The following is a 13,483-nucleotide window of genomic DNA, read 5'->3' as shown; positions in this document are numbered from 1 at the left end:
CAATTACATTGCAGCTTCAAAGATCGCGCAGATTTCTTCGTGCGTTGCTTGTTTAGGGTTAGTGAAACCACAAGCATCTTTTAGAGCGTTATCAGCAAGCGTTGCGATATCTTCCGATTTCGCGCCTAACTCTTTAATACCCGCTGGAATACCAACATCTTTCGCCAGTGCAACGATCGCTTCGATTGCTGCATCTGCACCTTGCTCTGCCGTCATCTCTTCTACATTAACACCCATTGCTTTCGCTACGTCACGTAGACGCTCTGGGCAAACTTGTGCGTTGTAGCGCTGTACGTGCGGTAGAAGAATTGCGTTACAAACACCGTGTGGTAGATCGTAGAAACCACCTAGTTGGTGTGCCATTGCGTGAACGTAGCCTAGAGACGCATTGTTAAATGCCATACCCGCCATGAACTGAGCGTAAGCCATCTGTTCACGAGCTTCAATGTCATCACCATTTTCTACCGCTTTGCGTAAGAACGCTTGAATCAGTTCGATTGCTTTAATCGCCACCGCATCAGTGATAGGTGTTGCTGCGATAGATACGTATGCTTCAATGGCATGCGTTAGCGCGTCCATACCTGTAGCCGCTGTTAACGATGCAGGTTTTGCTAACATAAGTTCTGGATCGTTTACTGAAATAAGCGGTGTTGTGTGCTTATCAACGATAGCCATCTTAATGTGACGCTCTTCATCTGTGATGATACAAAAACGTGTCATTTCAGATGCGGTACCCGCTGTTGTATTAATCGCGATTAAAGGCAGCATTGGTTTAGCTGATTGGTCTACACCTTCGTAATCAGCAATTTCACCACCGTTTGACGCTACAAGCGCGATACCTTTCGCACAATCGTGTGGAGAACCACCACCTAGTGAAATGACGAAATCACATTGGTTATCTTTTAACAGCGCTAGGCCATCGTTAACGTTAGAAATAGTTGGGTTAGGTTGTGTGCCATCAAAAACGACTGTCTCAACATCGCGTTGTGCAAGTAGCTCTTGTACCTGCTTAACCATACCAATTTGGCTTAGGATTTGATCAGTAACGATGAGACCTTTTTTGAAACCTTGAGACTGGATACTATCAGCAGCGTCTTTTAGGCAGCCTGCGCCCATAAAGTTAACAGTTGGGATGAAAAATGCACTTGTCATTGGATTGCTCCGCATATTATTGGTTTATTTATTTGCGGTTAACTTTGCATAAATACCCATACAAAAAGTTTGATGCATCGCAATTTTATACCACCAAAGTATTACATTTGCAGAAAATCGTGATCTAACGCTTGTTATTTAAGTCTTTTCCCAAAGTGAAACGCGACACACAAAAACAAGTAGCATAAATTTACATTAACCTTGGATAAGTAATTTAAATTCATTGCTTTGAAGTAGAATAATCATTCTAAAAACAATGTTACGTATCGTTCTAAAGATCGTAACCATTGCTTGATAGTTATACGCTTTGTCACCCTCTCTTGATATGGATTCGAGAGGGTGACTCGCAATATTCAATCAAACTATAGGATGCTAAATCACCAAGAAAATGTCTCAATGATGTTTTCTTTTGCCATCGGGTTTTCTTTGATGGCTTGGTTAATGTTTGCCAAAAAGAACTCCCGTGAATCAAGCAAAAAACCTTTCTGCTGAACTAAGTTATTACCGTGGTCACCCCAATAAAAAGTATCAATATTGAGGTTTTCCAGTAGGTATTTCTCTTCTTCCAGAACCTGCATTTGAGTCGGCATTTTAAACTCGCCGCGATGCAGTTCTTTCTCTAGCTCTGTACCGGGCTGAATTGCCAACGCCATTGGCGCAATTTCTTCTGGTTGAGTGAGTTTTAATATCTCTGTGGTCGCTTTGATATGTTGCTTGGTGCGCTCTTGGCCCCCTAAGCCAAAGATAAACGACAGCAGAACTTCAATGCCCGCCTCTTTCGCCATTTCCATACCTTCGACAACTTGCTTTGGCGTCATGCGTTTTTTGATACGCTCAAGCACCACTGGATCACCAGACTCTAAGCCTGAGTACGCCATGTTAAGACCCGCATCCACCAGCTCTTTTAACTCAGACACGCTCTTACGGCGAAAATCGTTAAGACCGCTGTACAAAGAGATTTTTTTACACTCCGGAAACGTGGTGCGCAACTTATCTAAAATCTTCAACAGATAGTCGGTTCTGGCCGCCATTACGTTACCATCAATCAAGAAAATCGATTCTACATACGGGTACATAACACGGGCTTGCTCGATGTCTTTTATCACATCTTCAACCGGGCGCACTTTAAAGCGCTTATCATCAAACATGCTACAGAAGGTGCAGGTGTTGATGCTGCAACCTAGCGTGGTTTGAATTAGGATGCTGCGGTACTCCGGCCATGGTCGGTATACTTTGCCTTGGTAGTTCATAATGCTTATCTCCGGTGTATAGAATGAGCCTCGCCCGCATTCAAAATCTGTACGCTATGCTGGCTCTTTTTGTTGCACAAAGCATATTCCCAAACTCAAGCGTTGATAATAGAGCTTAAACTGCGATCAGTTTTTAGTTTTTGTTGATAATAAACTGCAGACACAAAAAAGCCTCTAGCTGAACTAGAGGCTTCTATATCAATCCGGTTTTGGTTTGCTAATCTGGCAGTGTTTACGCCAATAGAGATTCCATTGCCGCGATCACTTGCAGTGCTTTCGCATCATTTAGTGCATCACCATGTGGTTGAGCAAATGCTTCGATGTCGTTGTCGTAGTACGCGCCATGTGCATTAGCAAACTCATCTGACAAAGCGGCTCTCACTAGGATATCGGCGCCAAGTCGAATATCGCTGCCCGCCACTCCGTAGGCTTCCTTGACCATTTTACTACCAAGGAAAGATTTTGGATTAACCGAGACAATCATTGGCCCATTAGCACGATTTTCTAGCCCTAGCATGCGAGACCACATGGTTAACGCAAGTTTGCTCTGCGCGTATGCAGGGTTATCACCCAAGGTCTTTTTGCCAAGTAGTGCATCAATGTCGACACTCGCTTGCGCAGCAGAAGACAAATTCACCACGCGCGCATTGGTACACAATAAAGGCAGTAACTCTTTGGTCAACAAATAAGGAGCGACAGTATTCACCACAAAACGTACGTCTAACCCTTCTGGGGTGACAGTTTGATTAGTCGTAAATACACCTGCATTATTAATTAGAACGTCTATGCGACCAAAGCGCTGAGCGATCTCTGCCACCATGTCGTGAACCGCCGCTAAATTTGAAAGGTCAGCAACAACGGTTTCAACTTTGGCTTCCGAATTCAATGCAGTCAGCTCTTGTTCTACCTGAGCCAATTTTGCCGAGTTACGACCATGCAATACAACGTGATGTCCAAGCTCTACCAATTGTTTTGCTGTTTCAAAACCGATGCCGTCTGTCGCACCTGTCAGTAAAATTGTTTTCATGTTTAAGTCCTATTGTGCCAAGTCGTCTTTTGCTTCGATAAGCGCGTGGTGGCTAATTGAGCCCGCGGTGCGAGCGTTCAAGTGAGGAACGTATTCTGGATCTTCCATAAACTCATAGGCTGATTGTTTCGTTGGCCACCCAATGACAATACGTAGTGCAGGGCTTTCTCGGTCACCTTCTAAGCGGTCATGGTTAGTTGTGCGCGCCAAGTACTTCCCACCGTGCCTTTCAACTAAACGATTAGAGTTAGCCACGTAATCGGCCACCCACTCATCATTGGTCACGGTCACTTCTAAAACTGAAAAATATGCAAACATCATCGCTCCCCGTATTGTCGGTCTCATTTTGTACAACACAAAGATTAGCAGCTTGACCAAAAATGATAATAGATTGAATGAATTAATCAGTTTTTAGATTTGGTTGATAATCCTTCAAAGCCCGCCCAGTAATTAGGTCTAGAGTGTTTAACCCATATTCATCTAACTATACGAATTTTATAAAGCACAACTTTTACTAACGTATTGCTCTGTTTCGTTTTTCCTAGACTACACTTTGCATATAAGTTGGCTAAATAAATGGATTAATCAATGACTAAACGGATGTCGTGGAGCGACGTATCGGTCAAATACAAGTTGTTTGGCTTAGTGTTGCTACCAATTCTGCTACTGCTTTTTTTCACCTTTCGTCAAATCGCAACTCTCAATCAACAAACCGCGCAGTTAGAGCGGGCACACAATTTAAGCCGCTATCTCAATCAAATCTCCAGTTTGTATCAATCGAGCTATCAAACCGGCGGAGAAGTCTCCTCCTCCGTTCAACTAGAGCTTGAATCTAAACTTAGGTCAATTTTTAGTACCAACCTTTCACTCGCCCAACAAGGTTTACAAGAGTTACTCGACGCTAATCAGGAAATTGCCACAATTTCTGACCCAGAGGAGCTGTATGACAGTCATGAATGGTATGCCGAGCTTTATCAAGAGCATTTGATGCAACTTGAACGAGTTGACCTTCAAGGCGTCCCGCAAAGTGTGACTCAAAATATCCAAGCAATAATGCAAATAGAGTGGTTAATGTTTTGGGCAAGTGAAGAAAACCGTTTGAGCCAGAAATTAGGCTTTAGCCAACTGGCGAACAGTGAGTATGACCAAGAACTGCAATCAATTATTCGCCAGCTATCGCAACAGCAGCAATTATTCGTTGAGCGCTTTGTTACTCTCAATGCTAACCCTGCCCAAGTAGAGCGAATGGTCAAAACCTTTAGCAGTCAGGCATTCAGCGACAGTCAGGAATTTCGCCAGCAGTTGCTATCCCCTAACGATCTCGCCACTTTGAATAACCAGCAAGTCAGCATGGGCGTGTTCGCGCTCACCTCGCGGCTTGAATTACTGCGCAAACTCGGGGTATCCATTGAGGCCGAACTAACCAACAGCATCAGCATGGCGATTGAAGAGGCACGAACTCAGCGCATGATTTCTGTTAGCTCGATTTCAGTGATAACCCTACTTGTTGCCGGCCTTGCCATTAGCTTGGCATCACGGGTAACGAACAACCTGCGTAAGGTACTCGCCTATCTCAGTGCGCCGGAACATCAGCAGCAAGCTCCGTTGACCGACAGCATCAAAGGCAATGATGAGCTCAGCCAATTCGCGCGCGAAGTGGAAAGGCTCACTATTGAACGACAACAAGCCAGTGAGCGGTTACTGAAAGCGAAAAACGATGCCGAACAGGCCAAAGAGGATGCCATTCAAGCCAGTAAAGCGAAAAGCAGCTTCTTGGCTAATATGTCTCATGAAATACGCACGCCACTTAATGGGGTTATCGGAATTTCTGAGGTGTTGGGCGATACCGACCTTAACGCGACCCAGCGTGATTACGTCGATACAATCGAGACGTCATCGCAGCTACTGCTTAGTCTTATCAACGATATTCTCGATTTTTCAAAAATTGAATCTGGCATGTTGATGATTAGCCATCACCCTACTGGGGTTCGTGAAACCATTTATGACATCGCTTCGGTGATTGCTCCAAAAGCCAAAGAGAAGAAGCTCGATTTACAAGTACACATCAGTCGCAATACCCCTTACCGCGTAGCGATTGACGATCACAGGTTGCGCCAAATTTTGATGAACTTTATGTCCAACGCCGTGAAGTTCACCGAGAAAGGCACCGTCGAGCTTAGAATCGATACCATAGACACTAATGCCTCAGAAAGTAACAAGGCCACCATTGAATTCTCGGTTAAAGACAGTGGTATAGGCATCGACGAACAACAGCAAAAGAAAATCTTCGAACCGTTTTCACAAGAAGACGAGTCCACCACCCGTCAGTACGGTGGTACCGGCTTAGGCCTTGCGATCAGTACTCAGTTGGTTGAGCTAATGGGCGGCAAAATTCAACTCGACTCGGTAAAATACTTAGGCAGTCGTTTTTACTTCCGGCTTGAGTTAGATATAGAAGAGCAGCACTACAAAACCAACCAAGCCAATAACAGTACCTTGCATCTCGTCAGCAATGATGACTCATTAAGCAAGCTTATCGGCGACGATTTAGCATTTTATGGTATTCAACATTGCCCGCAATACACCAGCATTGAGCAGTTCAACCAAGCGATTGAACATACTCAAGGCCAAACCCTGCTCTATCTTGAAGCTGAGCCCAATAGTGCCAGCAAGCTTGCTCCGTGTTTTAGCCGCCTAACCGAGCAACAAGTGAATGTCTGTATTGTTCGCCATTTCAACAGTGAAGGCTTTGATTTCGCCAACTCCATAAAAGCACTCGTTACTCGACCTCTACTGGGTAAACGCCTGCTCAAAGCGATTGAAATTGCACAAAACGCGAACCCACTTCCAGCGCACATCTCGGCACCTGTTGGTAATCATCATTCAAGGATTTTGATTGTCGATGACAACGGGGTAAACCAAAAAATCGCCAGCTTACATGTGAGTAAGACGGGTTATGAGTTTGACCTCGCCGATGATGGCCAACAAGCCCTTGATATGTACGTTGCCAACCCAGATCGCTATGCACTGATCCTAATGGATTGCATGATGCCCGTAATGGATGGTTTTGCCTCTACCAAGGCTATTCGAGCGCACGAGCAGCAAAACCAAATTAAGCAGCCGATCCCAATCATCGCGCTGACCGCCAGTATCGTTGATGACGATATCCAACACTGTTTTGATGCCGGGATGGACGACTACGTTTCTAAACCCTTTAAAGCAGAAATACTGCGGGAAAAAATCCAAACCAGCGCCTTGTTGCCAAGTGGCGGCGTAAGCACGTCCCCACAAACTCAAGTTACCGCGCTGGTTGATGACAAGGTGCACACTGAAAGTAACCAGACAAACGCACCAAGCATCCAAACTACCAACACAATGAATACTGACGTTAAAAGTGAGCGCGTTTTGTTGGTTGAGGATAACCGCGTCAATCAAAAAGTCGCCTCGGTGATGCTGCAAAAAGCGGGCTATCAATTCGATATTGCAGACAACGGCCAGATAGCGATTGATATGTACTGCGCAGATAGCAGCTTTGACGTGATCTTAATGGATTGCATGATGCCGATTAAAGATGGCTTCCAAGCCACTGAAGAAATTCGCCGTTATGAGAGCGAATCCGGCATCGGAAAAACGCCAATCATCGCATTAACTGCCAGTGTCGTTGACGACGATATTCAACGTTGTTTTGACTCAGGCATGGATGCGTATGTGGCAAAACCAGTACGAAAAGAGAAGTTAATTCAACAAATTGAAGACATCATCTAACTCGGCAGTGATTACTATGAAAGTGCATATTTTTTCAACGTCAGCACGTCACGCCATTGCAAGGAGTTTGCTTTACTCTGCTCTGGCGTTTCTCGTTGCAGTTCCCATAACCAGCAAAGCCATGGCCGCGCAGGACTACGCCATTTTTGCGCTAGATTCAGAGTTTGAATCGCTATCGGTCAACAAGGCTCGCAAGCTCTACCGTGGCAAAACCAAACGCCTCGATGGAAAGAAAGTAGAGCTGTCTGATTGGCCAGAACAAAGCCAAGAACGCACTGATTTTTACCAATTTTTACTGGGTAAAAACAGCGCTCAAATGAACGCTCATTGGGCATCATTAACCTTTTCAGGTAAAGCCCGCCCACCGAGAGAATTAGCCGACGCCGAAGTCGACGCCCTACTTCGTTGGATGAAAGAAAAACCCAATCGCATAGGCTACGCGCCTGTAGAGAGTTTACCAAACGATGCCAACATCCTGTTTGTAGTAGAGGGAGAGAAGTAGTATGAAACCGATTATCGCGACACTGGCACTGTGTTTTAGTGCACCATCACTGGCAGCCATAGAAATTGGTGAATATTTCTCGTTTAGTGGGTTTGGTTCTACCTCATGGGCGAAATCAGACAACCAAACGCCTTTGTTTGTTCATCGCAATATTCAAGATGAAAGCTGCTTTGATTGTGACACCACCATCGGCTTCCAGCTTGATGGGTATTTCAACAACTTTCAGGCATCTGCTCAAGTTGTCAAACGACCTCAAGATGACTGGGACGACCCCGAGCTTGAATGGGCGTTTATTGGTTATGAGTGGCAAGATTTTACTTTCCGCATTGGGCAGCAGCGGTTACCGCTGTTTTTAACCTCGGAGTATTACTACGTTGGTCATGCCTACACCACAGCGCGCCCACCCACTGAGGTATACGACAGCCTACTTGGTATAACTTCATACAAAGGGGTAAGCGTTGCTTGGAACATGGATTTAGATGATTACGGAAACATGGTATTCACGCCATTTTATGGCATTAAAGACTCTCGCTCCGTGACCATCAGTGACTCTACCCAAGTCGACCTCGAAACCGACCATATGTGGGGCGTAAATCTCACCTATTACGCCGACAATTACCGAGTTAACTTTAGTTACTTGCGTTCATACTACGATCAAAAAGTGACTATCTCGAACATCATGATTGGGCCGATTGTTCTGCCGCCCCAAGTCGCCGAAACTTACGATTTGAATGTTGAGCTATTTTCATTCGGATTCGAATATGAATGGGACGCGGCAACGTTAACGTTTGAAGCGGAGAGAAATGATAGAACCACCGCTTGGTACACCGCAGTAGATTACAGCTACAACAAGCTAACGCCTTATCTCGTTTATGGTCAGTTGTATGACCAAGACGAAGAGAAAGCGAGTGACAGCGTCACCTTAGGTGTGCGATACGATATTATCCCTACCGTATCGGTTAATGCAGAATGGCAATCGCTACACGGTGAGGATGGCCGCCGAGGGCCATTTGTTGAAACCCCACAAGACCTAGATGCGAACCTGTTCACCATTATGGTCAACTTCGTCTTCTAAACTCTCTCTAAATAGGCGCAATATTAGGAATATCAGGTAAATCATCATGATATGCCCCTTGAGCGCCCATCATTACAAAGGTGTGCGGCTTGGTCACTAACCCCTTTCGAGCTTTCTTGTTTTGACTATCGCGTAGCTTTGCAAACAACCATTCTTCTTGTGTTTGCTTTATCTCTTGAAATTCTTCAAACGTGAGTTCAGCTTTGAGACTAACTAAAAAGCCATGCTCATCATCGGGGGAGATATCAATCACCCGATCTTTAAGCCGATTGACCACATCATGGGTGAAAAAGGCAGCATATTTAGAGCCAACATCAAACGCAGTGTGTGCAGGCGCAAGTAGCTTAACGTGATTGTTTAGCCCAAGCTCTATTAGCTCCAACTTATCAAGCTGAGACAAATAAAGATGAACCGACGCTGGCGACAATTGGTATAACTCAGCAACCTCCGCCACGGAAAGCTCTTCAGCTAGCTTACTCCAAAAAGTAAATAGCGCTGGCTGCTCGAAGAAAGCGTCATCTTGAGTGGCAGTAAAAAGCGGCACACTATTTAGGTTACGCTCCGCCTCATCCATCAGTTTTGAAAGTGTTAGCGATAGAATCTCGCAGATCTTAATTAAGCGCTGTAAAGAGAGCGGCTGTTGGTTATTCAACAAACGCTTCACACTCACCTCTGAGAGCCCCATCATTTCACCGAGATCTTTATAACCTATCCCTTGTTTTCGCAGCTCTCTCTTTACCAAGTTGCACACTTCAATCAGTAACTTATCGTCCATATTCAGTCATCTAAAGCACCCATAAGTATCATAATAATACCCTTATTGTTTTTATTTTGAAATTAAGGTCTAAATAAGAAACCCTTCAATTTGGAGGCGACGATGACAAAAACAAAATTAACCATTCAATACGCAATTCAACAAACAATTCACTGGTTCATCACGGGGTTGATCATCCCTGTTTTGATACTGATTTTTCAAACTCGATCTCTCAGCCTGACGGATATCGGCCTGATTATGACCATTTGGGTTGGCTCTACCGCCTTGCTGGAAGTACCGCTTGGCGTGCTGGCAGACAAAATCGGTCGCCTAACCACTTACCTAGTATCTTTAGCGGTGATGATACTTGGCAGCGTGGCACTGCTAATAGCGGACTCTTTTATATCCGTCGCCTTTGCAGCCTTATTGCTTGGTAGCGCAAGGGCTATCTATTCAGGCACGTTGGATGCGTGGTTTTACGATGCATTTAGCTTAGCGAAAGGAAAGATGACTTTTCATCGAGCTTTGGCAAAGGTTAACTTCATGGTCACGATTGGCCTTGCACTTGGGGCGTTGGCGGGCGGTTACTTAGGAAGATGGGCTCCCTTCATCCCATTCGAACTGCAAGCTAGCATGGACGCGAATCTAGTTGTGATTATCGGGCTATGCCTATTGCTTATGATGTTTACGCCCTGCTTGATAAAAGAGAGGCACTCTCGCCATCACACAACCAGCACACCCATAAAAACTAATCACCAAGACACTCTTCCCCAACATATCAAAACCAGTGCCATAAAAGTGTTGCGTGAGAGTTTATCCCACCCTGTCATTGGCCGTCTGTTTAAAGCGGGAATTATTTACGGCTGGGTGCTATCTGGGTTAGAAAACTTGTGGCAACCTTATTTAAAACAACTGATCAATGATGGCTCATCGTTAAATGTATTTGGTATCATCGCAGCTCTCTATTTTGTTATGGCTGGCGCGGCATCTTTGGCCTCTTCGCCGCTATTGGCTTTGCTTGACCAATCTCACCGCGCATTGCTGGTGGTATCTCGTTTGATGGCTTCGCTGCTGTTAGTGCTGTTGGCTTTTAGCCAATCTATCATCAGTTTTAGTTGCCTGTACCTTAGCTTTTTCTTCTTTTTTACTATTGGCTGTAACTCAGAAAAGCTCTTAGTCAATCAGCACACGCCCTCTCGCCACCGTTCAACGATTCTCTCGCTTCATTCATTGGTGATCACCAGCGGTGCACTGGTTGCTTCAACTTTATTGGGATTGATAGCTGAATACTATTCCATCTCGTTGGCCTGGCAAATCACAGCATTACTTTTAGCATTAAGCTGTGGCTGGTTTTATTGGCTGCCTAAATCATCCATAAAACCACTAGGCGAATTACCTAAACAAGAATCTGAGCATAAAGTGGCCTAATACTGATATTCGACCTACATTTGAGAGTGGTTTTCTATCTTCCAACCACTGATGCAACCAGATAGTTGAAAAAAACGTGCTATAAATTAACCGATTGCGTCCTTGGCAGTTGATGTAAATCAAATTGTCAGAGACAATACCGCGCCGTATTGAGATTGTTCTCAACAACATTCGGTTTTGCCTATCATTGAAATAGGCACGAGCGATTATCTATTTTGAGGTGTCGTTGATAGGTTTGTTTCCTAACATAATGATTAGAAAGCCAAACCTAGGCACGTAGTTACTACCTCGTTTTAAGGGAAAGATGATGGTAATTCCAGAAAACAGCAGCATCGTAATTTTTGGTGCTTCGGGCGACTTAACCTACCGTAAGTTGATCCCCGCTTTATACCACCTCTACGCGAACAAGCAGCTTCCTGAAAACTTCGCCATTTTGGGTGTAAGTCGAACTGAATACAGCGATGACTCTTATCGCGAAAAGCTAAAACGCTCTCTCCAAGAGATGGAGAAAACTGAACCGACTACGCTGGATGCATTTATTAACCATCTGCACTACCAAGCGATTAATACCTCTGATACTACCGACTACAGCAAACTTGCGAGTCGCCTTGACCAACTGTCTGACCAGTATCAGTTTGAACAGCGTAACACTCTGTTCTACCTTGCGACCCCGCCTAGCCTTTACAGCGTCATTCCTGCAAGCCTTGCTGCGCATGGTCTTAACGATGAACGAGATGGTTGGAAACGCCTTATCATCGAAAAACCATTCGGTTACGATCTTGAATCAGCACGTAAGCTTGATAAAGAGATTCACGAGCACTTCCAAGAACATCAAATCTACCGCATTGACCATTATCTAGGTAAAGAGACCGTACAGAACCTGTTGGTGTTCCGCTTCTCTAATGCGATGTTTGAGCCGCTATGGAACCGTAACTTTATTGATTACGTGGAAATCACTGGCGCTGAGTTCTTAGGTGTTGAAGAGCGTGGCGGCTACTATGATGGCTCTGGCGCTGTGCGCGATATGTTCCAAAACCACCTGCTGCAAGTCTTGGCAATGGTGGGTATGGAGCCACCAGCACAAATCAATGCCGACTCAATGCGTGATGAAGTGGTTAAGGTACTTCAGTGTTTGAAACCGTTAGAGCAAGATGACCTACGTAGCGATCTTGTGCTCGGCCAATACACGGCATCTGATGTACGAGGCCAATCACTAAAAGGCTATCGCGAAGAAAACGGCGTTGCCGATGATTCACGTACTGAAACGTACATTGGCCTAAAAGCGCACATCAACAACTGGCGTTGGAATGGCGTGCCATTTTATGTGCGCACTGGTAAACGCTTGCCAACTCGCGTAACGGAAGTGGTTATCCACTTTAAACAGACTCCGCACCCTGTGTTTGGTCAAAACGCACCAGAAAATAAGCTCATCATCCGAATTCAACCGGATGAAGGCATTCAAATGAGCTTTGGCCTAAAAGAGCCGGGCGCAGGTTTTAATGCCAAAGAAGTAAAGATGAACTTCCACTACGCGTCACTGCAAGAAACACAAATGCTGACGGCTTATGAGCGTCTGCTACTTGATGCTTTAAATGGTGATGCTACCCTATTTGCTCGTAGCGATGCGGTTGAAGCGTGCTGGAAGTACGTACAACCGATTCTAGACTTCAAACAAGACCCACAAGCCTTATTTGGCTATGCTTGCGGTACTTGGGGACCAAAAGAGTCTGATGATTTGCTACAACGAGATGGCCGCGCGTGGCGCTTCCCTTGTAAGAACCTAACAGACACGGATTACTGCGAACTATGATCAACCATAAGATCTTCCAAACTGCTGACCAAGTAGTGGAACACCTTGCCGACGATTTAAAAGCGTTCAGCGAACAAAATCGCCCTGTGCATATTTCACTTTCTGGTGGTAGCACGCCTAAGATGCTTTTCAAGCTACTTGCTGGCGCGCCATATGCAGAGTCTATCCAATGGCAGAACCTACACTTCTGGTGGGGTGATGAGCGTTGTGTTGCCCCTGACGATGCAGAGAGCAACTACGGTGAAGCAAACACGCTGCTATTTAGCCAAGTGAATATCCCAGCAGACAACATCCACCGCATTCGCGGCGAAGATGAGCCAAAAGTTGAAGCAGAACGCTTTGCCAAAGAGATGGCGGATGTCATCCCTTGTGAAAACGGCACGCCTGTTTTTGACTGGATTCTGTTAGGTGTAGGTGCTGACGGTCATACCGCTTCCCTATTCCCAGGCCAGACAGACTACAACGATGAGAACCTATCGGTATTAGCGTCTCATCCTGAGTCTGGCCAAATCCGCGTATCTAAAACTGCGAAAGTATTAGAAGCGGCAAAACGAATCAGCTACCTAGTGCTTGGCGCAGGCAAAGTTGAGATCGTACACGAAATTCATACTACTCCGGCAAGTGAACTGCCTTACCCTGCAGCGAAAATCCAGTCTAAAACTGGTGAAACCGAGTGGTACTTAGATTCAGACGCAGCAGAAAAAATCGCGTAACGCGAGC

11 protein-coding genes are annotated in these 13,483 nt (G+C 45.3%); 6 read left to right on the top strand and 5 right to left on the bottom strand.

What is annotated here, in order from left to right:
* Positions 1–3 precede the first annotated feature (3 nt).
* From yiaY to MU515_RS16150, 4 genes are all read right to left on the bottom strand, one after another.
* Positions 4–1,152: an L-threonine dehydrogenase gene (gene yiaY, locus MU515_RS16165; protein ID WP_260261426.1), complete on the bottom strand. Its 1,149-nt coding sequence runs from the start codon at positions 1,150–1,152 to the stop codon at positions 4–6.
* Positions 1,153–1,529: 377 nt separating this feature from the next.
* The gene (locus MU515_RS16160; RefSeq protein ID WP_260261425.1) at positions 1,530–2,402 is read right to left on the bottom strand and encodes a B12-binding domain-containing radical SAM protein; all 873 of its coding nucleotides are present in this window, start codon (positions 2,400–2,402) and stop codon (positions 1,530–1,532) included.
* 232 nt (positions 2,403–2,634) lie between these two features.
* Positions 2,635–3,429 carry an SDR family NAD(P)-dependent oxidoreductase gene (locus MU515_RS16155; protein ID WP_260261424.1) on the bottom strand — a complete coding sequence of 265 codons (795 nt, stop codon included), beginning with the start codon at positions 3,427–3,429 and terminating at the stop codon, positions 2,635–2,637.
* 9 nt (positions 3,430–3,438) lie between these two features.
* A complete protein-coding gene (locus MU515_RS16150) occupies positions 3,439–3,747 on the bottom strand; it encodes a DUF1330 domain-containing protein (RefSeq protein WP_260261423.1) in 309 nt (102 codons plus the stop codon).
* A gap of 270 nt (positions 3,748–4,017) precedes the next feature.
* Here MU515_RS16150 and MU515_RS16145 point away from each other — a divergent pair, with 270 nt between their 5' ends.
* From MU515_RS16145 to MU515_RS16135, 3 genes are read left to right on the top strand one after another with little or no spacing between them, the layout of a single operon-like run.
* Positions 4,018–7,194, top strand: a complete 3,177-nt coding sequence (locus MU515_RS16145; RefSeq protein WP_432816159.1) for a response regulator — start codon at positions 4,018–4,020, stop codon at positions 7,192–7,194.
* Between the two features lie 16 nt (positions 7,195–7,210).
* Entirely contained in the window at positions 7,211–7,696 is a 486-nt protein-coding gene (locus MU515_RS16140) for a hypothetical protein (protein WP_260261422.1), read from the top strand.
* Position 7,697: 1 nt separating this feature from the next.
* Positions 7,698–8,771, top strand: coding sequence for a porin (locus tag MU515_RS16135; RefSeq protein ID WP_260261421.1), 1,074 nt, complete (start codon positions 7,698–7,700; stop codon positions 8,769–8,771).
* A 7-nt stretch (positions 8,772–8,778) separates the two neighbouring features.
* Here MU515_RS16135 and MU515_RS16130 read toward each other — a convergent pair whose 3' ends face one another.
* Positions 8,779–9,546 (bottom strand): helix-turn-helix domain-containing protein, encoded by a 768-nt coding sequence (locus MU515_RS16130; protein ID WP_260261420.1) that lies wholly within the window; start codon positions 9,544–9,546, stop codon positions 8,779–8,781.
* A 102-nt stretch (positions 9,547–9,648) separates the two neighbouring features.
* On the opposite strand from MU515_RS16130, the gene MU515_RS16125 reads away from it, so the two are divergent.
* The 3 genes from MU515_RS16125 (at position 9,649) to pgl (ending at position 13,476) form a co-directional block, all read left to right on the top strand.
* Positions 9,649–10,953: an MFS transporter gene (locus MU515_RS16125; protein ID WP_260261419.1), complete on the top strand. Its 1,305-nt coding sequence runs from the start codon at positions 9,649–9,651 to the stop codon at positions 10,951–10,953.
* A 307-nt stretch (positions 10,954–11,260) separates the two neighbouring features.
* Positions 11,261–12,763, top strand: a complete 1,503-nt coding sequence (zwf, locus tag MU515_RS16120) for a glucose-6-phosphate dehydrogenase (RefSeq protein ID WP_260261476.1) — start codon at positions 11,261–11,263, stop codon at positions 12,761–12,763.
* Positions 12,760–13,476, top strand: a complete 717-nt coding sequence (gene pgl / locus MU515_RS16115) for a 6-phosphogluconolactonase (protein WP_260261418.1) — start codon at positions 12,760–12,762, stop codon at positions 13,474–13,476. Before zwf ends, pgl begins: the two co-directional genes overlap by 4 nt.
* Positions 13,477–13,483 lie beyond the last annotated feature (7 nt).

This window comes from Vibrio intestinalis, assembly GCF_025195085.2.
Classification (GTDB): Bacteria; Pseudomonadota; Gammaproteobacteria; order Enterobacterales; family Vibrionaceae; genus Vibrio; species Vibrio intestinalis.
The sequence above is the reverse complement of the archived record's forward strand: the minus strand, read 5'-3'. Positions and strand labels throughout refer to the sequence as shown.